Origin of the sequence: Streptomyces sp. NBC_00212, assembly GCF_045206365.1 — a bacterium.
Lineage (GTDB): Bacteria > Actinomycetota > Actinomycetes > Streptomycetales > Streptomycetaceae > Streptomyces.
Window position 1 is genome coordinate 3194053 of the sequence record NZ_CP108115.1, and the last position, 23382, is coordinate 3217434.

Below are 23382 nucleotides of genomic sequence, written 5' to 3' on the forward strand. Positions count from 1 at the left end.
GAGCGAAGGACGTGGCGCGCGCCGCCTGGTCGCGGAGGGCGCCGGTCCCGACCGGGTCGTGGCCCTCGCGGTGCCGCGCGCCGCGGACCGGACGATCGCGGTGCTCGCGGTGCTGAAGTCCGGGGCGGCGTATGTGCCGGTCGCCGCGGACGAGCCGGTCGCCCGCGTCAAGGCGCTGTTCGCCGACACCGACCCGCTGTGCGTCCTGACGACGGCGGGCCTGGTCAGCAGGATGCGCAGCACGGGCGTGAACACGGTGCTGCTCGACGGCCCCGAGCTGCGCGGCGGTTCGACCGAGCCGGTCACCGACGCGGCCCGGACCGCCCCGCTGCGGCCCGGCCACGCCGCCTATGTGATCCGCGCGGACGACGCGACGGGCCGCCCCCGCGGCACCGTCGTCGAACACCGGGCGGCCGCGAACCACCTCGCCTGGGCGCTCGCGTCCGGAGATCTCGCGGAGACCGGCCTGTTCGGGCCGCTGCTCTCCGGAGCCGGGGTGCCGGCCGCCGAGCCGCTGCCGCAGGACTGGGCGACCCCGCGCACGTACGCGCCGGGCAAGGCGGTGTGGAACACGCGGGTCTACGTCCTCGACGAGTGGCTCGCGCCCGTTCCGCCGGGTGTGGTGGGCGAGTTGTACGTCGCGGGCGCAGCCCTTCCCCGTGGCTTCGCGGGCCTCGCCCGCCCGACCGCCGAGCGGTTCGTGGCCGACCCGTACGGCCCGGCCGGCTCCCGGCTGCTGCGTACCGGCGAGCGCGCCAAGTGGGACGCGGCGGGGAACCTGCTCGCCCCCGGCGCGGCGCCGGTGGCCGAAGAGCCCGAGGAGACGTCCGTACGCCCGCAGTCGGCTCCGCCGACTCCCGTCGAGGCGACGCTCTGCGCGATCGTCGCCTCGGTCCTGGGCCGGGACGGGTTCGACGTCGAGGAGAACTTCTTCGAGACGTCGATGACCAGCATGAAGTCGCTGCGCCTGGTGGCCCTGGCCCGCAAGGCCGACATTGAGTTCAGCATCGCGGACGTCTTCGAGCACCAGACGGTCCGGGCCCTGGCGGCCGTCGCCCAGGAGGCCGGACCCGCCGGACCCGCCCGCCGGCAGAGCACGCAGATCCTGGCGGACGCCATCGACGAGGCCGGCGGCCTGGACTTCGCCGACCCGTACAGCCCGCTCCTGTGCATGAAGCCGACGGGCAGCCGCCCACCGGTGTTCTGCCTGCACAGCGGCGTCGGGTTCGCCCTGTCGTACATGCCGCTCATCCGCCACCTCGGCGCCGAGCGCCCCGTCTACGGCATCCAGGCCCCCTACGTCGTCGAGGGCGGGCCGCTGCCCACGAGCATCGAGGAGACCGCGGCCGAGTACATCCGGCTGATCAAGAAGGTGCGGCCCGAGGGGCCCTACCACCTGCTCGGCTGGTCGCTCGGCGGGCTGCTCGCCTACGAGATCGCCGTCCAGCTGCGCGCGGCGGGTGACGAGGTCGGCCTGCTCGCCAACCTGGACTCCTACCCGCGCACCGAAGAGACCGAGGCCCAGGAGCTGCCGGACCAACAGGCCATGCTCGCCTGCCTGTTGGAGGGCATCGGGCACGACCGCTCGGAGTTCGGCGAACGGCCGCTGGGCGTCGGCGACATCATCGACACGCTGCGGCGCGACAACAGCCCGCTGGCCCAGATGGGTGAGGAACGCATGGCACGCATGTCGACCTGATGGCCAACCACCAAGTACTGCACGCCCGTTGGGCCCCACGGGACTACGACGGCACCATGCGGCTCTACGTCGCCGGGCGGTCGGAGGAGGCTGCGAGCGGGACCGACCCGGCCCGGCGCTGGAAGCCGTACTTCAGCGGCCCGCTCGACGTCCACGTCATCGACTCCAACCACGACGACCTGCTCAACCCCGGCCCGCTGGACGAGATCGGCCCGGACCTCGCCGCCGAGCTCGACCGGCTGCACCGCGACCAGGACGGGCGTGCCCAGCGATGACCGCCATGACGAATGCCGCGGCCCTGGACACGGGTCTGCCGAGCGCCCCGGGCGGTCTGCGCTCGGCCCTCACCGAACTGTTCGCGATCACCGGCCGGCGCCTGCTCCACCTGCGCCGGGCGCCGGGCCGGGTGCTCGGCGTGGCGATGAGCCCGCTGGTGTCGATGGTCATGGTCGGCTACCTGTTCCGCGACGCCATCACGCTTCCGGCGGGCGGGGACTACGGCGAGTACGTCTTCGCGGGCGGCGCGGTCCAGGTGGCGCTCGCCTGCGTCGGGCCGACCGCCGTGTCGGTGGCGATGGACCTCCAGGGCGGGCTCGTCGACCGGTTCCGGTCGCTGCCCATCAGCCGGTCCGCGGTGCTCTTCGCGCACACCTTCGCGGACCTGCTCGTGGGCCTGCTCGGCCTGGTCGTCGTCACCGGGGCGGGCCTCGTCCTCGGCTGGCGCCCGCACACGGACACCCTGTCGGTCCTGGCCGGGTTCGGCCTGATCGTGCTCCTCACGTACGTGATGCTGTGGCTCGGCGTGCTGTTCGCGATGACGCTCGGCAACGTCGAGACGATCAACGTCTGGACGCCCTTCATCGTGGTCGTGCTGACCTTCGTATCCAGCGCCTTCCTCTCCCCCGCCTCCATGCCGTCCCTGGTCCGCCCGCTCGCCGAGTGGAACCCGATCAGCGCCGTCATCGCGTCCTGCCGCGATCTGTGGGGCAATCCCGCCGCGACCAGTGACAGCTTTCCCGGCCAGCACCCCGGGGTGGTGATCGCCGTGACGCTGAGCGTGCTGTTCGCGCTCTGCTTCACCGTGAGCCTGCGCCGCTACCGCACCGCCGGTTCCTGACCCCCCGAGCCCGAAAGGAGACACCCATGACCACTGCTCAGGAGCAGCGTCGCGCCGTACCGGATCCGAGCACCGTCGACCTCACCGACCCCGGGACCTTCCTCGATGTCGACCCGCAGGCCATGTGGCGCCGGTTCCGCGAGGAGAGCCCGGTCCACTGGCAGCCGGTGAGCGGCAGCCCGATGCCCGGGTTCTGGGCGATCACCAAGTACGCCGACGTGGTGGACATCTACCGCAACAACAAGGAGTTCACCTCGGAGCGCGGCAACGTCCTGGTGACGCTGTTGCAGGGCGAGGACTCGGCGTCGCGCAAGATGCTGGCCGTCACCGACGGGCCGCGGCACCGCGAGATCCGCAACCTGATGCTCAAGTCGTTCTCGCCGCGGGTCCTGGAGCCCGTGGTGGCCGGCATTCACCGGCGCACCCGCGAACTCGTCGAACTGGCCCTGGAACACGGTGAGTTGGACTTCGTCACCGATGTCGCCGACCACATCCCGATCAACACGATCGGCGACCTGATGGACATCCCGGCCGCGGACCGCGAGCGCCTGGTGGAGTGGAACACCCAGACGCTGTCGCGGCACAGCTCCGAGGACAGCGCGCTCGACGAGGTGATGGCCCGCAACGAGATCCTGCTGTACTTCTCCGAGCTCGCCGCCAAGCGCCGCCGCAGCCCGGGCGAGGACGTCATCTCCGCCCTGGCCACGGCCACCGTCGACGGCAGGCCGCTGTCCGAGGACGAGATCGTCTTCAACTGCTACAGCCTCCTCCTCGGCGGCGACGAGTCCAGCCGCATGTCGTCCATCGGCGGCCTCATCGCGTTCAGCGAACACCCCGAGCAGTGGCGGCGGTTGAAGAGCGGCGAGGTGGGAGCGGACAGCGCCACCGAGGAGGTCATGCGCTGGACCACCCCCGCCATGCACTTCGGGCGCCGCGCCCTGGTCGACGTCCCGGTCCGCGACCAGGTGGTCAAGGCCGGTGACGTGGTGACGCTGTGGAACAGCTCGGCCAACTTCGACGAGGACGTCTTCGCCGATCCGTACACCTTCGACGTCGCGCGCACCCCGAACAAGCACGTCGCGTTCGGGCACGGCCCGCACTTCTGCCTCGGCGCCTTCCTCGGCCGCGTCCATGTGAACGCGATGGTCGAGGCGCTGCGCACGAGGGTCGCCCGCATCGAGCTGACGGGTCCGCCGCAGCGCCTCTACTCGAACTTCGTCTACGGCTACAGCGGTCTGCCCGTGAAGCTCACCGCGGAGCCGGCCGCCTGATCCCCGGCAGCCGGCCCCGCCGCCAGCCCGCCCTGGGCCTCCTCGACGAGGCCCAGGGCGGGTTGTCGGCGTTCGGGCCGGGGCGTCGGCTGACAACCGGCTGACACGGGACCGACTGTCCTACGAACCTGGATACGATCCTTGAGGCCACGCGTAAAGAGGACTCAACGAACCTAAGGGGAAGCCCACATGACCGGCGCTGTCATCGCCATTGCCATCGTTCTGATCGTCATCGGCGGCATTACGGCGAGTGTGGTCGCGTACTTCAGACTGCAGCGCCACCGCGCCGACGCCGTCGCCATGGCCGAGTACCGGCGCCTCGCCGAGGAGGCGGTCGCCAACCAGGAAGTGCTCCAGGGGCAGTTGAGTGAACTCCACGACCGCATCAAATCGGTCGAAAGCCTGCTGCGCAGCGTGGACTGAGCGGCTCGCGGGGCTGTCAGGGGCGCGTCAGCGGGCGCCGGGAACATGAAGGCACGGGCCGATGGCCCGTGCCTTCATACGACTCGGATACCGGAGTTCACGACGTGTCGAATCCTTTTGATGACCAGGACGGAACGTTCCTCGTACTGGTGAACGACGAGGGCCAGCACTCCCTTTGGCCCGCGTTCGCCCAGCAGCCCGACGGCTGGAAGGTCGCTCTCGGCGAGGGCCCGCGTGACGCCGCCCTCGCCTTCGTCGAGGAGCTGGACCGACATGCGCCCGCGCAGCCTGCGCGAGGCCGCCGCCCAGAGTTCTTGACCATCCCTCGCATCGCCCGCAGGCCGGAGGAACAACCATGAGCATGGCGATTCAGGCGGATGGACTGCGCAAGCGGTACAAGCAGCACGAAGCGCTCAGCGGCGTCGACCTCGCGGTTCCCAGCGGCACGGTGTTCGGCCTGCTCGGCCCCAACGGGGCGGGCAAGACGACCACGGTGCGCATGCTGGCGACCCTGGCCGAACCGGACGGGGGACGCGCGGAGGTGGCCGGGTTCGACGTGGTGCGCCGGCCGCACGAGGTGCGCAGGCGGATCGGTCTGGCCGGCCAGTACGCGGCGGTGGACGAGCTCCTCACCGGCCGCGAGAACCTCGTTCTCATCGGCCGGCTGCTGCACCTGGGCGGGCGCGCCGCACGCCTGCGCGCGACGGAGCTGCTCTCCCGGTTCGATCTGACCGACGCGTCGGACCGCCCCGCCCACACCTACTCGGGCGGCATGCGCCGGCGCCTGGACCTGGCCGTCTGCCTGGTCACCAGGCCGTCGGTGCTCTTCCTCGACGAGCCCACCACCGGGCTCGACCCGGTGAGCCGGATGGCACTGTGGAACGCGGTCCGCGAGCTCGTGGCCGACGGCGTCACCGTGCTCCTGACCACGCAGTACCTGGACGAGGCCGACGCCCTCGCGGACCGGATCGCCGTCGTCGACACGGGCAGGGTCATCGCCGAGGGCACCCCGGACGAGCTCAAGCGCAAGGTCGGCGACGAGCGCCTGGAGGTCGAGGTGGCCCGCCCGGACGAGGTGTCCGCCGCGGTCACCGCGCTGCGCCGGATCTCGGCGGACGAACCGTCCGTCGACCCGGAGCGGCGCCTGGTCTCCGTCTCGCTCGGCGACGGCATGACCGGCATCGCGAACGCCGCCACCGCACTGCGGCAGGAGGGCGTGGAAGTCGTCGACTTCGCGCTGCGCAGGCCGACCCTGGACGACGTCTTCGTGACGCTCACCGGCCAGTCCGCCTGACCGGTTCCGTCCGGGATTTCTTGCGAACGCGCTTACCAACGGGGGGAGTTGTCATGCAGAGAATTCACTTCACCGCTGCCGATATCGCCAAAACCCGGCTGAGGACGACGGCCGGTCCCCTCGTCGAAACGGCCTTCGCGTACGGGCTGCTCGGCCGGGGCGTCGTGCCGGCGTACGCACGCTGGCGCAAGCAGGTCGCCAAGAGGCTGCCGTCCTCGCCGCAGCTGCGGTCGGGTGGCGTCGGCATCGTCAGCGACCCCGAGGTGCTGCTCCGGCTGATCGAGCACAACGGCGGCGAGGGCTACACCGACGGCGAGCCGACCGGGCCGGACGCGCTGGTGGCGCAGTTGTCCGCCTACCGGGAGGCCGCCGGCCTCTCGGAGGTGTGGCAGGCGGCGATCGCACCGTACTGGGGCCACATCGAGGCGTACCTGGAAGTCGAGTGCGAGGCGCGCGGCCGGGTCGTGATGGCCGGCGGCGTGGGGCTGCTCCTGGCCACCCTGCATCCGCGCGTCAAGTGGCGTTCGCAGGTCCTGGAGATTCCGGGCGGGCCCGGCGAGGACGTCTTCCTCGACCGGCGCGGCCTGGTGCTCACCCCCTCGGTGTTCCTCAACCACCGCCCGGCCCAGCTCACCGGCAAGCGCACCGAGACCGGCGAACTGGTGCTCGCGTTCGCCGCGCCGCCGGACGTCCAGCGGGCGGCGAGCCTGTGGGACGAGCCGGACGACAGCGCCCAGTCGCTGGGCGCGCTGGTCGGCCAGACCAGGGCCGCGGCCCTGCGCGTGCTGCGGGCCACCTGCACGACCAGCCAGCTCGCGGACCGGCTGGGCATCTCGGCGGCCGGTGCCAGCCAGCACACCACGGTGCTCCGCCAGACCGGCCTGATCACCACCCGCCGCATCCGCAACACCGTCCTGCACACGGTGACCCCGCTGGGCCTGGCCCTGCTCGACGGCCTGCCCACGCGCTCCGGGCCGGACCGGGAGAGCGCCGCGCCGCAGATGTGGCGGCACACGCTGGGCGGCATCCCCCAGCAGATCGTCCAGCACGCTTCCTGATACTCCGTCAATTCCCTTTCCGCATAAGCGAATCCCCCGGCCGCGGTCTCCCGCGGCCGGGGGATTCCTTTGCGTCCTCACTCGCGGATTCCCACGACCCCGCGGGGCCGGTTGCGCAGGACGATCATCGCGGAGAGCAGGGTGGTGACCAGAGTCAGGGCGAAGGCGGCGCCGACCACCGTGCCGAAGATCCACGGCGAGCCCTCCGGCACCGGCGAGCCGAGCACGCTCAGGCTCAGCGGCACCAGTGTGAGGACCGCGACCAGGATCCCGAGCACGAGCCCGGCCACCGCGACCAGGATCGCCTCCACCGTCATCATGCGCAGCACCTGGCGCCGGGTCGCCCCGATGAGGCGTTGCAGCATGAACTCGCGGCGCCGCTCGGTGGTCGCGAGCACCTGCGTGTTGACCAGGGCGATGGTCGCGTAGGCGACGACCACTCCGAGCACCAGGTAGGCCATCCAGGCCTGGGTGTCGTCCTCGCTCTGGTGCACCGCGCTGACCATGGCCCGGGGCAGCACGCTGAGCCCGGGGTGCGTCTCGGCCAGCGCCGACAGGCTGCGCTCCAACTGGGCGGGGTCCGTCCCGGGCTTCGCGGTCACCGTGATCTGCGGGACCAGACCGGCGTCGGTGTGCTGGACCAGGAGCGAGGCCGGGAGCAGCGCGGTCTCGTAACCGCGGCGGGCGTCCAAGGTGGCGACCAGCTTGAGGCCGGCCTCCGTGCCGTCGCCGAGCCGCATCGGGACCGTGTCGCCGAGGTGGAAGCCGCCGGCCTGGGAGGCGGGCAGCGCGACGGTGTCGCCGTGCAGGTCGTCCAGGCTGCCGGTCTTGGCGCGGAAGGCGGTGGTGCCGGTGACGCCCTCGGAGGTGACGCCCTGCATGGGCATTTCGGTGGGCTCGAAGTCCCCCTCGTCGATCTCGGACTGCGAGGGCGGGGTCTTGGGCTCCAGGTAGCCGAGGCTGGAGATCTGCGCGGAGGCGGACGCCACGCCGGGCTGCTTCTGGATGGTGTCCACCATGGACAGCGGCAGCCCGCCGGAGACGGAGGTGACCGCGAGGTCGGCCCGCATGTTCTCGCTGAACGCCTGCTGGGAGCCGCTGGACTGGGTGGTCTGGAGGTAGATCAGCGCGGTGGCGAGCCCGGTGGCGAGCATGACCGGCATGACCGCTCCGGCCATCCGGCCGATCCGCGCCCTCGCGTTGAGCGTGGCAAGGCGACCGGCCAGGCCCGTGAACGCCCGTAGCGGCCAGTGGAGTACGGCCGTGATCACCTTGGCGAGACCGGGGCCGAGCAGTCCGAACCCGGCCGTCCACAGCATCGCCGCGGGGGTCGCCGTGCTGCCCGCCATGGGGCCCGACATGTGCGCGGTGACGATGGCGAGCGCGGTGCCGCCGCCGAGGAAGAGCAGCGCGAAGATCAGTCGCGGGGCGCTGACCCACTTGCGCTGGAGGGAGGCCTCGGCGAGGGCTTCGGTGGGCCGGGTGCGGGCGGCGCCCCGGGCCGAGATGAAGGCCGCGCCCAGGGCGGTGAGCAGGGCCGCGCCCACGCCGGTGACCATGGGGATCCAGCCGGCCCGGTAGGCCAGGGTGTCGGGCACCACGTCGCCGCGGGCGAACGCTTCGAGCAGCCAGCGTCCGACGCGCGGGCCGGGGTAGCAGGCGAGGCCGGTGGCGATGACGGCGATGAACAGGGTCTCGCCAAGGATGAGCCGGCGCAGCTGGCCGGGTGTGGTGCCGATCGCCCGCAGCAGGGCCATCTCGCGCTGGCGCTGCTGGATGGACAGGCCCGTGGTGCTGGACACCACGAACACGGTGACCATCGCGGACAGGCCGCCGAACACCGAGGCGAGGGTGACCAGTTTGGTGCCGTCGGTGATGATCGACGGGTTCTCGGCCCAGCCGCGCTCGTCGCCGGTCAGCACGGAGACAGGCCGGCCCTCGGCCGCCTTCTTGATGGCGCTGACGACCTGGCTGCGGTCGGCTCCGGGCGCGGTGAGCACGCCGATGTTGTCGAGCTTGTCGGGCCGGCCGCTGACCTGCCCGGCCGTCTGGTCGGAGAGGAAGACGGCGTCGGCTTCACCGGAGCCGGTGGCGATCCCGGAGACCTCAACCTTCTTGGCGCCTCCGTGGACGAGGAGTTGGGTCTCCTGTCCGGTGCTCAGCCCGGCCTTCGCGGCGAGCCGCGCGTCCAGCACGACCTGTCCGGGCCCGGTGGGCGCGCTGCCCTCGGTGATCCGGTACGGGGCGAGCCCGGCGGACGACCAGCCGTGGCCGGTGACCTTGACCGGGCCGCCTGCCCGCACGACCGTGGCGTCGAAGGAGACGTCCGGCACGGCCTCGGCGACGCCGGGCACCGCCTTGATGGCGGCGGTGAGGGAGGCGTCCAGGTGGACGCGTTCGGTGAAGACGGTCTCGCCGTGCGTGCCGGGGTGGGACTGGTCGCCGGTGACGACGATCGGGGCGGCGCCGAGCCGCCCGGGGGGCGCGGCGCTGCGCAGCCCCGTCTCGAAGAGGCCGCCGCAGCCGATCACGATCGCGGCGCCGAAGAACAGCGCGATGAACGAGGCGATGAAGCCGCCCTTGTGGAACCGCAGGGTGCGGATCGCGATGTGGATCATCGGGGCACCCCGCGTCCGGCCCGGACCGCGGCGGAGTCCTGGCCCCATGCGCCCAGGCCCGTCATGCGCTCGGCGACCTCGTCGGCGGTCGGCCGGTCCAGATGACTGACGAACTGTCCGTCGGCGAGGAAGAGCACCCGGTCGGCGTGGGACGCGGCCACCGGGTCGTGGGTGACCATGACCATGGTCTGCCCGGCCTCCCGGACGGCCTCGCGCAGCAGCATCAGGACCTCGCGGGCGGCGTAGGTGTCGAGCGCGCCGGTCGGCTCGTCCCCGAAGATCACCGCGGGCCTGGTGATCAGCGCCCGGGCGATGGCGACGCGCTGCTGCTGGCCGCCGGAGAGCTCGGCGGGCCGGTTGTTGCGGCGCTCCGCCAGGCCCACGCGCTCCAGGACCGCCTCCACGGCGGCCTTCTTGGGCCGGTGGCCCGCGAGCCGCAGCGGCAGCGACACGTTGTCGAGCACGCTCAGCGCGGGGAGCAGGTTGAACGCCTGGAAGATGAAGCCGATCCGTTCCCGGCGTAACTTCGTCAACTCCCGCTCCTTGAGCGGCGAGAGGTCCACCCCGTCGAGCAGCACCGTGCCCGAGGTCGGCCGGTCGAGGCCGGCCGCGCAGTGCAGGAAGGTGGACTTGCCGGACCCGGAGGGGCCCATCACCGCGGTGAAGGTGCCGCGCGGCAGGCCGATGGTCACCCCGTCGAGGGCCGCGACCCGGTTCTTGGAGCCGCCGTACACCTTGCGTACGGATTCGAGGCGTACGACGTCCTGATGGAACTGCGGGCTCGGCGTCCCCGTCATGAGCTGTGTCCTTCGCTGAGGGTGAGCCCGGGCGGCGGGCTCGTGGATACGAGCGCCAGGGGGCCGGGCTCGGTGAGGATCCGCTTGGCCCGCGCGAGCGGGTCGGGCGGCGGGCGGAGCAGGGTGTGGGCGACGGTCAGGTGCAGCCGGGCCGCCGCGACCACGAGGTAGGAGGCGTACAGGACGAGGGCGAGGCAGACGGCCGCGACGATCAGGGCGGCGGGCCAGCCGTCGATCCGGAACCCGGGGTCGCCGTCGTCGGGCCCGCCGATCCAGACCCCATTGGCCGAACTGCCGTCTGCCTGACGGGAGTTGACGGCCCAGAACCACAGCGGCAGCGAGACGCCGGCGAGCGGGACCAGCCACACGACGAGCGCGAGCAGGTCGAGCAGCAGGAGGAAGGGGAACATCAGGACCAGGCAGGCGATGTCCCGGAAGGTCACCGGGTCCCCGCAGCGGGCCTTGAGCTGGCCGACCAGGCCGGGCTGCGTGGCCTCCTGGTAGGCGTACGGGACCGGTTCGTCGACCAGGACGGCGCGGCCGCGCTCGACCTGGGCCAGGCAGCGGATCACCCAGGCCGAGCCGACGGTGAGCGCCACCGTGACGGTGAGCTGCATGAAGACGAGGCCGAGCACCAGGGCGAGGGCCGCGACGGCGAACAGGGCCGGGCCCGCGAGGAGGTAACTGGCGAGGTAGCCCGTCGCGCGCCAGGGTGCGGCCGAGCACAGCATGCGTACCGGGTTGCTCCGCACGGGCAGCTTGCGGCCGGCCCTGAGCGCGATCATCCGACGCTCCGCAACAGGTTCTCGATCGACTTCATCCGCTCGTCGAGCGCCCCCAGTTGACTCTGGAGGGCCTGCTGTACGACGGGCAACTCCTCGGCCAGTTTGCGGAATTCGGCCATGGCGACGGCGTCGGCGCGGTGCCGCAGCAGCCGGAAGTAGGCGACGACGCTGCCCGTGATCCCGCCCACGACGAGCAGGGTGATGGTGATGGTGATGACGGCGCCGGTCATGCCGCGGTCCCCTTCTTCATGTTGACGGGCCCTTCCGTGTCCTGGGCCATGGCCCCGACGATCGTGGCGATGTTCACGTGCAGGTCGAACGGCGCGAGCTCGAAGTACTTCAGCGCCTTGCCGTCCGGGGAGAGTTCCAGGTTGCTGACCACCAGGTCGGCCTTCTCCAGGCGTTCCAGGTGCATGTAGAGCAGCGGCCGGGACATCCCCAGGCGGCGCGCCAGCTCGCTGACGTACAGCCGTCCGCCGGCGAGTTCGGCCATGGCGCGGAGCCGTTGCCGGTGGCCCACCGCGGCGAGAACTGCCAGCAGGTCGTCGCTCGTCATGGCTCACCCTCTCCGAACCCCCGAAGCCTGTAAGTTGAGACTTACACATGGCGGCACATGCGGTCAAGGGTAAGTCCCGGCAGTCTGGTACCCCTCGGCCGTGAGCGTGCGGGCATGCGCGAAGGTCCGGCCCTCGGAGCAGGGACGGACCTGTGGCGCTGTTCGGATCGGTGGTGGGACGGTCAGAGTTGGGACCAGGCACGGAACTGGCGCAGCCCGTACAACAGCGGGGGCAGGCCGTGCCGCCCAGTGATGAGGCGCGCCTCGCCGAAGACGGTGACGTGGTCTCCGGTGCGGTGCACGGCGACCACGTCGCAGTCGGCGACGGTGTGCGCGTCACGGACCAGGTGCGGCCCGCCCGAGTCCGCCTCCTGCTCCCACGGGACCATGCGGAAGCGGTCCGGATTGCCGGAGGCGAACAGCTCGGCCGTCTCCTGGGCCCCTTCGTGCAGCAGGTTCACCGCGAAGGTGCCCCGCTCCAGGATCGCTTCGAGGGTCGGGCTGCCGTCGCGCAGGCAGACCAGGAGGGTGGGCGGGCTGAGCGTGACGCTGCACACCGAGGAGCACGTCATGCCCCGCGGGGCCCCGTCGTGACCGGTGGTGGTGACCACCCCGACGCCGGTGGGGAAGCCGCTCATCATCGCGCGGAAGCGGTCGGGCGTCGCCGGGTCGGCCACCTCTTCTACGTTCATGGCGCGTTCGGTCATCGGACACTGCTTTCTGTCGCTACGGCAAACGTCCCGGTGGTGAGGCGGCGCTCCCCCCGGTCGAGGAGATTCAGGAGCGGGCCCGTCATGGCCGTCGTCGTCAGCGCCATGACGATCAGCGCGAGGACGAGGGGGCCGGTCAGGATTCCGGAGCTCAACCCGGCCTGGATGACGATGAGTTCGGTCAGTCCGCGGGTGTTCATCAGGACGGCGATCCTGCGTGCCGTCCCGGGCGGCCGCCCGCTCCGGCGCGCCCCCAGATAGCCGCCGAGCCCCTTGCCCACGCAGCCGAGCACGACGGCCGAGGCGATCAGCAGCCACGAGGTGTCGGAGAACGAGCCGGTGAGCACGGTGATCCCGGTGACCACGAAGAACGCCGGGGCAAGGACGCTCCCCGCCCGCGAGACCGAGGTCGCCGCACGCTCCCAGGGCGCGTTCTCGTCCCCCGGGATCGACAGGCCTACCAGCGCCGCGCCGAGGATCGCCGTCATGCCGAGGTGTTCCATGGCGAGCGCGACCGTGAGGGCCGCAGCGCCGAGGACCACCGCCGCGGTGCGCGGCATCCGTACGCAGGCGTTCCGGGCGGCCCGGGCACGCAGCCCGTAGCGGACGGCGAGCGCGCACACCGCGCCGAACGCGAGCGCCCGGACCGAGTGCAGCGAGCCTTCCAGGCTTCCCTTGCCGAGACTGATGGCGAGGGTGAGCAGCAGCCAGCCGACCGCGTCGATGACGATGGCCGCCGCCAACGCGGTCTGCCCGGCGGCCGATCGCGTCATGCCCCGGTCCGCCAGGATCCGGGCCATGACGGGTACGGCGGTGATCGACATCGACACCGCGACCATCAGGACGAAGGCCGGGAGCGGGGCGCTGCCGCGCGCCGCGCTGTCGTCGGTGACCAGGACCAGGCCGGCCAGGAGCAGGCCGGTCAGCAGCGGCGGAACCAGCGCCCCGGCCGCCACCCACAGCGTGCCGCGGCGCGGCGGCCCGCCGGATTCGGCCCCCAGCCTGTGGGCGAGGCCGACCAGGAACAGGACAAGACCGGCCTGGGAGACCAGCTTGACCACGTCGAACACGGGGCCCGGCAGCATCGCGTCCAGGGTGTCCCGCCCGAACAGGGCGATCACGGCGGGCCCGGAGAGCAGCCCCACCACGATCTCCCCGATGACCTCGGGCTGGCGCAGCGTCCTGGCGAGGGCCCGGCCCGCCAGGGCGATCAGCAGGATGACGGCGAGCGCCACCGATATGTGCGCCAGGCGCGGCGCATCACCGAGAAGCCTCAGCGTTTCCATTTCGCGGTCCCCCGTCGCCCGCTCAGTGGTGCTGGGCGAAGTATTCGTACGCCTTGGGCAGCGTCTCGGTCAACCGCCGGGTCTTGTCGCGGATCGCCGCGAACTCCCGCTCGGCGGCGGAGGGATCGGACAGCGCGAGCGCGGGCGACGGCTTCATCTCGATTCCGCCCATACCGAGCAGAACGCACATGTACGAGTAGGCGGGAAGCCCGTGGTAATAGGGGAAGATGCTCTCGGAGTCGGGAACCTGGGTCTTCCACATCTCCAGACGCTCGGCGAGCGAGTCGGGAATGGCCCGGGTCTTGGTGTCGCGCCAGTACTGGGTGTCCTGCCGCTTGGCCGCGACGTAGTGCAGGACCAGGAATTCCCGGATTCCGTCCATGACGTGGGCGATGGACCGGTTGCAGAGGACACGCTGGTTGGGGTTCCAGTCCTCGTTCGGGAATTTCTTCGCGATCTGCTCGATGGCGTGGTGAATGAAGAAGATTCCGGTGGATTCGAGTGGCTCCACGAATCCGCTGGAAAGCCCCACGGCCACGCAGTTGTTGACCCACGAATTGCGGCTGCGGCCGATCCGCATCTTGATGTGGTTCGCGTTGACATCGGCCGCCGCGGGGCCGACGAACTCGCGCAGGGTGCGCTCGGCGTCCTCGGGCGAGAGGTAGTCCTTGGCGTAGACGTAACCGGTGCCGACCCGGCCCATCAGCGGAATCGTCCAGATCCAGCCGGCGTCCTGCGCGGTGGCGGTGGCGGTGGTGCAGGGCATGATGCCGCGCTTCTCCATGTCCATCGGGACCTGGAGGGCGACCGCGCTGTCGTTGGGCAGCGTGTCCGCGTAGGAGATGAACGGCTCGTCGAGCGCCTTGTTGATGAGCAGCGCGCGGAATCCGGTGCAGTCGATGTACAGGTCGCCGCTGATGTCGCCGTGCTCGGCGGTGGTGACGCCGCTGATCCAGCCGCGGTCGTCCAGGTTGACCTGCAACACATCGTCGACGATGTGCTTGACGCCGCGTTCCACCGAGTACTTCGTCAGGTACTTGGCGAGCAGCGCGGCCTCGAACTGGTAGGCGTAGGGGAACTGGGTCTTCCCCTGGTGCTCGGACATCGTCAGGCCCTGCATCTCGTCCGCGCCCTCGTCGGAGGGCTGGTCGATGAGCGTGCCGTCGAGGCGGCGCGGGCTGAGCCCGGCGTCGATGACCGAGGGCATGACGAAGCAGTCCTTGTCGAACCGGTCCGTCGGCCCCTGCTGGAGCCACCAGTCGGTCAGCGGGAAGCCGTTGACCGAGCGCATCTGCTCGAAGGGGTGGTAGAAGTAGTGGCCCTTCTCGCGCCAGTTCTCGAACCGCACGGCGAGCTTGTACGTGGCGTTGCAGGCCGGCATCCAGTCCTTCTCCTTGAGTCCGAGGAACTCGAAGAAGTGCCGGATGTCGCTGAAGGTGGCCTCGCCCACGCCGACCGCGCCGACGTGCCCGGACTCCACGAGGGTCACGTTTATTCGGTCTCCGAACGCGGCCTTGAGGTAAGAGGCCGTCATCCAACCGGCTGTGCCGCCACCCACGATCACGACTTTGTTGAGCACTGGTGACTCCTGTTCGGTAGCTCCACGAGTTTCGCCAGTGGCTCCGGCCCATTGTCTGAAACTGGTTGGGTGGCGCCACCGAGAAATGACACTAGGCGGCGGTCAAATCGGCGCACAGATCATTAAGCGATGGCCGAAAAGCGCAGGTGGGGCTGACCGTACGGCCAGTTGGCGCCCGTTTCGGCCGGTTCTGCGGGTATCCAATGGGGCGTCAGCCCACTGTCAGCGCCGCCAAGCAGCATGAAACGCGGGGTTACCGGGTGGGAATCGCTCCGCCCGCCCGCTGCAATGGAGATTTGGATGACAAAGGAAGAACTTGTTCCGCCGTTCGCCGTGATCCCTGGCTCGCAGGTCCACCGCATTCTCACCGGCCACGAGCAGCACACCATTGATCTGGTGGAGGCCGCATACCGGGTGCACGGCGAGGGCGACACGGTCAACCCACCGTCGTATTTCCTGCGCTTTCCGGACCGCCCCACCGCCCGGATCATCGCGCTGCCCGCTTCCATCGGCGGTGAGACCCGGGTCGACGGGCTGAAGTGGATCTCCAGTTTCCCGGAGAACGTGGCCGCGGGCATCCCCCGCGCCTCCGCGGTCCTGGTGCTCAACGACCACGACACGGGCTATCCGCTCGCCTGCCTGGAGAGCTCGATCATCAGCGCCGCGCGCACGGCGGCCTCCGCGGCGCTCGGCGCCGACTGGCTCTCGCGCGGACGCGCCCGCCCGCGCAGGGTCGGCTTCATCGGTACGGGCTTCATCGCCCGGCACATCCACACCTACCTCGTGGGGGCCGGCTGGACCTTCGACGAGGTGGGCGTGCACGACCTGAACGCCGAGTACGCGGGCGGGTTCAGCTCGTACCTGGAAGGTGCCGGCGAGAGCGGCCGGATCACCGTGCACGACAGCGCCGAGGAGCTGATCCGCTCCTCGGACCTGGTGGTCTTCGCGACCGTGGCGGCGGCCCCGCACGTCCACGAGCCGGCCTGGTTCGCGCACAACCCGGTGGTCCTGAACGTCTCGCTGCGCGACCTGGCCCCCGAGATCCTGCTGGCCTCGGCGAACGTGGTCGACGACATCGAGCACTGCCTCAAGGCCGACACCTCGCCCCATCTGACCGAACAGCTCACCGGGTCGCGGGAGTTCATCGACGGGACGCTCGCCGAGGTGATGGCGGGGAAGGTGGAGATCCCCACCGACCGCCCGGTGGTGTTCTCGCCGTTCGGCCTCGGGGTCCTGGACCTCGCGGTCGGCAAGTTCGTGTACGACCGGGTGCTCGACAGCGGCGAGCTCAACGTCATCGACGGCTTCTTCCACGAGGTGGACCGGTATGGGCGCGCAGGCGCGACCAGCAGCCGTGCCTGAGGAGAGGGGGCCCAAGTGCCGGTGATCTCCGTCCCGGAGGACTTCCACACGGAGGACCTCTACGTGGACCTGCGGTCCGTTCTGGACGCTCCGCTGTACCTGAAGTGCGAGGGCTTCAACTTCGCCGGGTCGATCAAGCTGAAGGCGGCGCGGGCGATGATCGCCGACGCCGAGCGCAAGGGGCGCCTGACCCGGGACTCGATCATCGTCGAGTCCTCGTCGGGGAACCTCGGCGTCGCCCTGAGCATGATCGCGGCGAGCCGGGGCTACCAGTTCCTGTGCGTCACGGACACCCGCTGCAACCTGAACACCAGACGGTTGATGGAAGCGATGGGCGCCCAGGTGCACACCATCACCGAGCCCGACCCCGAGGGCGGTTTCCTCGGCGCCAGGCTCGACTACGTACGCAAGCTGTGCGCGTCCGACGGCCGACATCTGTGGCTCAACCAGTACGCCAACCCCTGCAACTGGCAGGCGCACTACCGCAGTACGGCGCCGGCCATCGCCGAGCGCTTCCCGGATCTCGACGTCCTGTTCGTGGGCGCCGGCACCACCGGAACTCTGATGGGATGTGCCCGGTACTTCAAGGACTCGGGCCGTCCGGTCACCGTGGTCGCCGTCGACTCCGTCGGCTCGGTCACGTTCGGCGGGCCACCGGCGCCACGGATGATCCCGGGCCTGGGCTCCGGCGTACGGCCACAGCTGCTCGACACGTCGTTCGTGGACGACGTGGTGCACGTACCGGAGATCGACACGATCCGGATCGCCCACCAACTGGCCGCGGGCGGCTTCCTGTTCGGCGGATCCACCGGCACGGTCATCTCCGGCGCGGTCGCCTGGCTCGCCGAGAACCGGGACGGCAGGCCGTGCACGGCGGTGGCGATCTCCCCGGATCTGGGCGAGCGCTACCTCGATTCGATCTACCAGAGCAACTGGGTGAGCGCTCTGTACGGGGCTCACGCGCTGGAGTACGACCCGGTCCGGGCGAGCTGATGCCCGGCCGGGCTCGCTCATGACGCACCGTCAAATCCCGTACACCCAGAGGTTTTTGGCGGCCCCCGTCACCTTGCCCACAGGTGGCGGGGGCCGCTTCATGTCCACCGGGCGCCCGGATCCGACCGCCTCCCGGATCGGGATTGACGGTCCACAGCACCACATGTAATTCTCGACTTACACCCGTTGGGTAGAGGTGACTACCGTAAGGAGCTGGGTTCAGTGAAGAAACAGCCACTCACCGTGAAGGTGGCGAGCTGGAGTGCCCTGCACCCGGGACGGGCCATCCTCGGTTGGTTCGTCTTTGTCGCCCTCTGCCTGGCCATCGGCGGCGCGGTCGGCACGGTGGACGCCGGTGACAAGGACTACTGGGTGGGCGAGGCCGGCCGCGCCGAGTCGATCGCCACCGAGGGCAACCTCCAGCACAAGTCCGCCGAGCGGATCATGATCACCGACAAGTCCGGTGCCGCGCCCGGCGCGAACGCCCGGAGCGCCGCCGCGGACGTCGCGGCCCGCATGCAGCAGCTGCCCGAGGTCGAGAACGTCGCCGCGCCGGTGCGTTCGGCCAACGGCAAGATGCTCATGGTCGAAGTGACCATGAAGGGCCTGCGCCTTGAGACCCAGAAGCACATCCAGCCGCTGCTCGACCAGACCGCCGAGGTCCAGAAGAAGAACCCTGACCTGCGCGTCGAGGAGTCCGGCGACGCCTCGGTCGAGATGGGCCTGGACAAGTCGCGCGACGACGACCTCTCCACCTCGGAGACGATCACCTTCCCGATCACCCTGATCACACTGCTCGTCGTGTTCGGATCACTGATCATGGTCGGCGTGCCGCTGCTGCTCGCGGTCTCCTCGATCGGCGCCGCCATGGGCCTGTCCCAGCTGATCTCGCACCTGGTGCCCGACGCGGGCGTCGGCAAGAGCGTCATCCTGCTGATCGGCATGGCGGTCGGCGTCGACTACACGCTCTTCTACCTCAAGCGGGAGCGGGAGGAACGGGCCCACGCGAACGGCCGGCTCAGCCCCGAAGCGCTGGTGGGGATCGCCGCCGCGACCTCGGGCCGGGCGATCGTCGTCTCCGGCCTTGCGGTCGCCCTCTCCACCGCCACCCTCTTCCTCGCCACCGACATCGTCTTCACCTCGCTCGCCGTCGCCACCATCGTGGTCGTCCTGGTCGCCGTGCTCAGCTCGATGACCGCGCTGCCCGCGCTCCTGGTCCTGATCGGCCGGCGCCTGGACCGCAAGGCCGCCAAGGCGGTGGCGCGCGGCAAGCGGGTCAAGCGGCACAAGTCCGAGGAGACCGGCCGGGTGTGGACGGCGCTCCTGAAGCCCGCCAAGAACCGCCCGGTGGCAACCCTGCTGATCTCGGTGCTCGTGATGTTCGGCCTCGCGGTCCCCGCGTTCGGCATGCACCTGCGGGTCCTGAACCTGGCCACCCAGTCCCGGGCCATCCCGGAGCTGAAGATGTACGACCGCCTCAACGACGCCTTCCCCGACCTGCTGGCCGAGCACTGGGTGATGGTGCGCGACAACAACCCCGGCGAGAAGACCGAGGTGCAGTCGGCCCTGAAGGACCTGGCAGCCAAGGCCCAGGCCGACCCGATGTTCTCCAAGAAGCCGCCCAAACTGCAGACCACGCCGGACGGCCGGATCAGCGTCATGACCCTGTCCGTCCCCTTCAACCTCAGCTCGCCGCAAGCACATGACTCACTGACGGAACTGCGCGAGAAGTTCCTCCCGGAGACGCTCGGGAAGGTGAAGGGCGCCGAGTTCGCGGTGAGCGGCCCCGTCGCCCAGGACGCCGACTATCTCGCCCACCAGAACGACAAGCTGCCCATCGTCGTCGGGTTCCTGCTCCTGCTGACCTTCGTCCTGACCCTGTTCGTCTTCGGCTCGGCGACCATCGCCGCCCTCGGCGTACTGCTGAACCTGCTGTCCGTCGGAGCATCGTTCGGGCTCGTGGTCGTCTTCTTCCAATGGGGCCTGGCCTCAACGGTGTTCGGCTTCGAACCCAGCGCCACCCACGCGATCGGCTCCCGCGTACCGCTCTTCCTCTTCGTGATCCTGTTCGGCCTCTCGATGGACTACCAGGTCTTCGTCGTCAGCCGGATCAAGGAGGCGGCGCTGAAGGGAGTGCCCACCCGGCAGGCGGTGATCGACGGGATCGGCCACTCGGCCAAGGTGGTCACCAGCGCGGCGGTCGTGATGGTGACGGTGTTCGCGAGCTTCATGTTCCTGCACCTGGCCGAGATGAAGCAGATCGGCTTCAGCCTGGCGGTGGCGGTCCTCCTGGACGCCTTCATCATCCGGGTCATGATCCTGCCGTCGGCCCTGATGCTGCTCGGCAACGCGAGCTGGTGGCCGTCCCGCAAGATGCGCCGCGCCCAGCAGCACGCGGTGCCGACCCCGGCGGCCGACGCGCCGCCGCCCTACTACCCGGCGGCGCACAGCCACCGCTAGTCGTGGCACACAGCCACCGCTAGCCACCGGGTCCCACAGACGGACGCCGGACCGGACATCCCCCGCCGGTCCGGCGTCTGACGTCTCCCCTCCCCGGGCCTTCCCCAGTCCCCTCCCGGGGCGGCCGACCGACCGTCAGCTCGCTGTCAGTGGCCGACGCAACCATCGTCACGGGGTCGCCGCCACGGGGGCGATCCGCCGCCACGATCAGTGAGCCGATACGGAGGCCGGGGATGAGCGTGATCAGCGCCGAGGGGTCGGCGGCGACCGTCGAGCGGTCGCTCCGAGGGATCGAGGACCTCGTCCTGGACGAGGTCCTCGTCTCGTTTCCCTGCAACAGCGGGTCCCAGCTATGGCCTGGCTGCCCGGCCACGAGCCGAGCATGGGGACGGCCGCCGAGATGCTGTCCGCGTACCGGGCGGGCCGCACCGTCGTGTCCATCACCGCCATGTGCCAGAACCTCGCGGTCCTCGCCTGCTCGACGGTGATCCTGCCGAACCTGCCCGCGTTCCGGGAGTGGCTCGCCCGGGACGTACGCCCGAGCCGCGTGAACTGAGAGGAGCGAGACCGTGGCCCTTGTGACCAGTTTGGCCCGTCCCGCGTTTCCCACCCGACTGCCGGACCCGGCAACCGTCGTGGAGGCCCTGCTGCTCCGCGCCTCGGGCCCGGACGCGGCCCGGCCCGTGTTCACCGCCCTCGGCCAAGGGGGCGAGCGACTCGGGCGGTTGACCGCGGCCGAACTCCTGGGCCGGGCCCGCGCCACGGCCGCCGCGCTGGGAAGGGTGGGCGGCCCCGGCGACCGGGTCGTCGTCCCGGCGCTGCCCGGCCTCGACTTCCCCGTCGGCTTCCTGGCCTGCCTGTACGCCGGGCGGATCGCGGTACCCGTACCGCCGTTGCGCGCAGGGACGCGTACGAGCGACCGCGCGGACCGGCTCGCACTGATCCGGAAGGACTGCGACCCGGTCGCGGTCCTGGTGTCGACGCCTCAGGAGTCCCTCCCGGGCCGGCCCGGACCGGCCATGATCACGGTGTCGCGGTCATCGACCGACGAGGACGTACCGCCCGCCCCCTGCGCACTCGACGCGCAGGCGGTCGCCCTCCTCCAGTACACCTCCAGCTCGACGAGCGACCCCCGGGGAGTGGTCGTCCGGCACGGCAATCTGGTGGCCAACCAGGTGGCGCTGCGCGACCGCTGCGAGCTCGACTCCGGTACCACGGTGGTGAGTTGGCTGCCGTTCTTCCACGACATGGGGCTGTGCACGGGCGTGGTCCTTCCGCTCGCGTCGGGGGCGGCGGCCGTCACGATGGAGCCCTCGACGTTCGTCCGGGATCCGATGGTGTGGCTGCGCGCGATCGAGGCCGAGGAGGACGTCTTCGCCGCCGCGCCGGACTTCGCGTACGAGCTGTGTGTGCGACGCATTCCGGCTCGGGAGCGGCGCCGGGTCGACCTGTCCACGTGGCGGGTGGCCGCGAACGGGGCGGAGCCGGTGCGGGCGGACACCCTGCGCAGGTTCGCGGACGCGTTTCGCCCCTCCTCCTTCCGCCCGGAGGTGTTCTCGCCGGGGTACGGCCTCGCGGAGTGCACCCTGAGCGTGACGCTCGGCCGCCCGCTGTACGACTCTCCCGTCCGCCGCTACGACCGGGACGCGCTGGCCCGGGGCACGGCGACACCGGCCGCGTCGCCGGACAGCGCGGTCGAGCTGGTCGGCTGCGGCACGCCGCTGCCCGGGGTGCGGGTCCGCATCGTCGACGCGGCGACGCACCGCGTGCTGCCCGCCGGCGCGGTGGGCGAGATCTGGGTGTCGGGTCCTGGGAACTGCCAGGGGTACTGGGGCCGGGATGCCGAGTCGGCGCAGGTGTTCGGGACGCGGCTGGAAGGCGGGTCGTACGTACGCACCGGGGATCTGGGCTGCCTGGACGACGGCGAACTGTTCGTCACCGGCCGCCTCAAGGACGTCCTGGTGGTGGGCGGCGAGAACTACTTCCCGCAGGACATCGAGGCGGTGGCCGGCGCCGCGCACGAGGCCTTCACGCACCAGCGGGCCGCGGCGTGGCCGCTGGACGAGTCGGCGCCGGGCGTCGCGGTGGTGGTCGAGACGACCGAGCGGGACCCGGAGGTGCTCGCCCGCGCGGTACGGGCCGCGGGCATCGCGGTCGCCAGGGCGCTGCCCGCCCCGGTGAGCGTCTTCGCGGTGGCCCGCAACCAGGTACCCCGCACGACCAGCGGCAAGACCCGCCGCCGGGACTGCGCGAAGGAAGTCCGGGCGGGCCGGCTGCCGCTGCTGGCCCAGTGGTCGAGCGCACCCGGCGCACCCGTCCGCGAAGAGAGGAGACACTCGGCATGAGCGAGCAAGGGACCGTATCGGTGACGGTGACGGAGCGACAGGTGACGGAGCAACAGGTGGCAGACCAACTGTCCCAACTCTTGGCAGAACTGCTCGACTTGGAGCTCGACCTGATCGACCGCGAGGTACCGCTCAGCGCCTACGGAATCGACTCGATGACCAGCACGTGGCTGACGGGCGAGCTGGGTGAACGCTGCGGGGTGGTGATCGACAGGGCGGTACTGCTCGACAGGCCGAGCGTGGCGGAGGTGGCGCAGGACGTGGTGGCAGCCTTGCGCGGGGCCGGGCAGGACCCGGCCGACTCTTGATCGAGAAGCTGCTCCCGCTCTCGGCCGCCGCATCGGAACACTTCGGCGACGCTCCGGACGTGGAGGGCCTCTTCCCACAGGAGCGGGCGTTGCTGGCGGGGGTGGGTGCGGCCCGCCGCCGGGAGTTCACGACGGTGCGGCACTGCGCCCGCCTGGCCCCTGAAGGAACTGGGCGTGCCCCCGGCACCCCTCCTGCCCGACGAGGAGGGCGCCCCGGGCTGGCCGACGGGGATCGTGGGCAGCATGACCCACTGCCGCGGCTACCGCGCGGCGGTGGTCGCCCGCCGCACCGCCGTACGGGCCCTGGGCATAGACGCGGAACCGCACCGCCCGCTGAGGGAGGGCGTAGTGAGCGCGGTGGCCCGCCCGGAGGAGCGGGCCGCCCTCGCGGGCCTGGACGGAACGGTCTGCTGGGACCGCCTGCTCTTCTCCGCGAAGGAGGCGGCGTTCAAGGCGTGGTCCCCGGGCGCCCGAGCGGGCGGCATCCGCCCGAGGAGCCTGCACGACATCAGGGTGACCCTGCACCCGGCCGACGGCACGTTCCGGGCGGAGATCCTCCCCGACCACCCGGAAGCCACCTGCCTTGAGGGCCGCTGGCTGGCATCGGGGAACCTCCTGCTGACCGCGGTATCAGTACCCGTCTCCCCCGCTCCCTCCCTGTCGGCCGGTACGAACGTTTGACAGCCGTTCATGCCATGGGAAAGTCTCGGCCTACAGGTTT

At 70.9% G+C, this 23382-nt stretch carries 22 protein-coding genes and 1 pseudogene; 15 read left to right on the plus strand and 8 right to left on the minus strand.

Features of this window, described 5'->3' with window-relative positions:
* The first annotated feature begins 25 nt into the window (after positions 1 to 25).
* From OHA17_RS14365 to OHA17_RS14400, 8 genes and pseudogenes are all read left to right on the plus strand, one after another.
* Positions 26 to 1699: a thioesterase domain-containing protein gene (locus tag OHA17_RS14365; protein ID WP_406510713.1), complete on the plus strand. Its 1674-nt coding sequence runs from the start codon at positions 26 to 28 to the stop codon at positions 1697 to 1699.
* Positions 1699 to 1974, plus strand: coding sequence for a hypothetical protein (locus OHA17_RS14370; RefSeq protein ID WP_406506986.1), 276 nt, complete (start codon positions 1699 to 1701; stop codon positions 1972 to 1974). The genes OHA17_RS14365 and OHA17_RS14370 overlap by 1 nt, the downstream gene beginning before the upstream one ends.
* A gap of 5 nt (positions 1975 to 1979) precedes the next feature.
* Positions 1980 to 2816, plus strand: coding sequence for an ABC transporter permease (locus OHA17_RS14375; RefSeq protein WP_406506987.1), 837 nt, complete (start codon positions 1980 to 1982; stop codon positions 2814 to 2816).
* A gap of 26 nt (positions 2817 to 2842) precedes the next feature.
* On the plus strand, positions 2843 to 4087 hold the full coding sequence (locus OHA17_RS14380; protein ID WP_406506988.1) for a cytochrome P450: 1245 nt from the start codon (positions 2843 to 2845) through the stop codon (positions 4085 to 4087).
* A gap of 189 nt (positions 4088 to 4276) precedes the next feature.
* Positions 4277 to 4510 carry a hypothetical protein gene (locus tag OHA17_RS14385; RefSeq protein ID WP_406506989.1) on the plus strand — a complete coding sequence of 78 codons (234 nt, stop codon included), beginning with the start codon at positions 4277 to 4279 and terminating at the stop codon, positions 4508 to 4510.
* Positions 4511 to 4614: 104 nt separating this feature from the next.
* Positions 4615 to 4828, plus strand: a pseudogene (locus OHA17_RS14390) (MbtH family protein).
* A 37-nt stretch (positions 4829 to 4865) separates the two neighbouring features.
* Positions 4866 to 5804, plus strand: a complete 939-nt coding sequence (locus OHA17_RS14395; protein ID WP_406506990.1) for an ATP-binding cassette domain-containing protein — start codon at positions 4866 to 4868, stop codon at positions 5802 to 5804.
* A gap of 53 nt (positions 5805 to 5857) precedes the next feature.
* On the plus strand, positions 5858 to 6862 hold the full coding sequence (locus OHA17_RS14400) for an ArsR/SmtB family transcription factor (RefSeq protein ID WP_406506991.1): 1005 nt from the start codon (positions 5858 to 5860) through the stop codon (positions 6860 to 6862).
* A 77-nt stretch (positions 6863 to 6939) separates the two neighbouring features.
* On the opposite strand, the gene OHA17_RS14405 is transcribed toward OHA17_RS14400, so the two are convergent.
* The 8 genes from OHA17_RS14405 to OHA17_RS14440 all read right to left on the minus strand — a co-directional run bounded on the left by OHA17_RS14405 (position 6940) and on the right by OHA17_RS14440 (position 15193).
* The gene (locus OHA17_RS14405; RefSeq protein ID WP_406506992.1) at positions 6940 to 9480 is read right to left on the minus strand and encodes an FtsX-like permease family protein; all 2541 of its coding nucleotides are present in this window, start codon (positions 9478 to 9480) and stop codon (positions 6940 to 6942) included.
* Positions 9477 to 10277 carry an ABC transporter ATP-binding protein gene (locus OHA17_RS14410; RefSeq protein ID WP_406506993.1) on the minus strand — a complete coding sequence of 267 codons (801 nt, stop codon included), beginning with the start codon at positions 10275 to 10277 and terminating at the stop codon, positions 9477 to 9479. Before OHA17_RS14410 ends, OHA17_RS14405 begins: the two co-directional genes overlap by 4 nt.
* Positions 10274 to 11062, minus strand: a complete 789-nt coding sequence (locus OHA17_RS14415; RefSeq protein WP_406506994.1) for a sensor domain-containing protein — start codon at positions 11060 to 11062, stop codon at positions 10274 to 10276. The genes OHA17_RS14410 and OHA17_RS14415 overlap by 4 nt, the downstream gene beginning before the upstream one ends.
* Positions 11059 to 11292: a hypothetical protein gene (locus OHA17_RS14420; protein WP_053730019.1), complete on the minus strand. Its 234-nt coding sequence runs from the start codon at positions 11290 to 11292 to the stop codon at positions 11059 to 11061. Before OHA17_RS14420 ends, OHA17_RS14415 begins: the two co-directional genes overlap by 4 nt.
* Positions 11289 to 11618, minus strand: coding sequence for a winged helix-turn-helix domain-containing protein (locus tag OHA17_RS14425; protein ID WP_053730020.1), 330 nt, complete (start codon positions 11616 to 11618; stop codon positions 11289 to 11291). The genes OHA17_RS14420 and OHA17_RS14425 overlap by 4 nt, the downstream gene beginning before the upstream one ends.
* A 182-nt stretch (positions 11619 to 11800) precedes the next feature.
* A complete protein-coding gene (locus OHA17_RS14430) occupies positions 11801 to 12325 on the minus strand; it encodes a flavin reductase family protein (RefSeq protein ID WP_406506995.1) in 525 nt (174 codons plus the stop codon).
* Positions 12322 to 13614 carry a cation:proton antiporter gene (locus tag OHA17_RS14435; protein ID WP_406506996.1) on the minus strand — a complete coding sequence of 431 codons (1293 nt, stop codon included), beginning with the start codon at positions 13612 to 13614 and terminating at the stop codon, positions 12322 to 12324. Before OHA17_RS14435 ends, OHA17_RS14430 begins: the two co-directional genes overlap by 4 nt.
* A gap of 22 nt (positions 13615 to 13636) precedes the next feature.
* A complete protein-coding gene (locus OHA17_RS14440) occupies positions 13637 to 15193 on the minus strand; it encodes a tryptophan halogenase family protein (RefSeq protein WP_406506997.1) in 1557 nt (518 codons plus the stop codon).
* Between the two features lie 300 nt (positions 15194 to 15493).
* Between OHA17_RS14440 and sbnB the strand changes: the two genes are divergently transcribed.
* The 7 genes from sbnB to OHA17_RS14475 all read left to right on the plus strand — a co-directional run bounded on the left by sbnB (position 15494) and on the right by OHA17_RS14475 (position 23342).
* A complete protein-coding gene (gene sbnB / locus OHA17_RS14445) occupies positions 15494 to 16555 on the plus strand; it encodes a 2,3-diaminopropionate biosynthesis protein SbnB (RefSeq protein ID WP_406506998.1) in 1062 nt (353 codons plus the stop codon).
* A gap of 15 nt (positions 16556 to 16570) precedes the next feature.
* Complete coding sequence (sbnA, locus tag OHA17_RS14450; protein ID WP_406506999.1) at positions 16571 to 17548, plus strand: 2,3-diaminopropionate biosynthesis protein SbnA; 978 nt, start codon at positions 16571 to 16573, stop codon at positions 17546 to 17548.
* Positions 17549 to 17770: 222 nt separating this feature from the next.
* Entirely contained in the window at positions 17771 to 20008 is a 2238-nt protein-coding gene (locus OHA17_RS14455; protein ID WP_406507000.1) for an MMPL family transporter, read from the plus strand.
* Positions 20009 to 20360: 352 nt separating this feature from the next.
* Positions 20361 to 20564 (plus strand): hypothetical protein, encoded by a 204-nt coding sequence (locus tag OHA17_RS14460; protein ID WP_406507001.1) that lies wholly within the window; start codon positions 20361 to 20363, stop codon positions 20562 to 20564.
* Between the two features lie 13 nt (positions 20565 to 20577).
* Entirely contained in the window at positions 20578 to 22353 is a 1776-nt protein-coding gene (locus tag OHA17_RS14465) for a fatty acyl-AMP ligase (protein WP_406507002.1), read from the plus strand.
* Positions 22350 to 22661: an acyl carrier protein gene (locus tag OHA17_RS14470; protein WP_406507003.1), complete on the plus strand. Its 312-nt coding sequence runs from the start codon at positions 22350 to 22352 to the stop codon at positions 22659 to 22661. Before OHA17_RS14465 ends, OHA17_RS14470 begins: the two co-directional genes overlap by 4 nt.
* Before the next feature lie 174 nt (positions 22662 to 22835).
* Positions 22836 to 23342, plus strand: coding sequence for a 4'-phosphopantetheinyl transferase (locus tag OHA17_RS14475; RefSeq protein ID WP_406507004.1), 507 nt, complete (start codon positions 22836 to 22838; stop codon positions 23340 to 23342).
* The last annotated feature ends 40 nt before the right edge of the window (positions 23343 to 23382 follow it).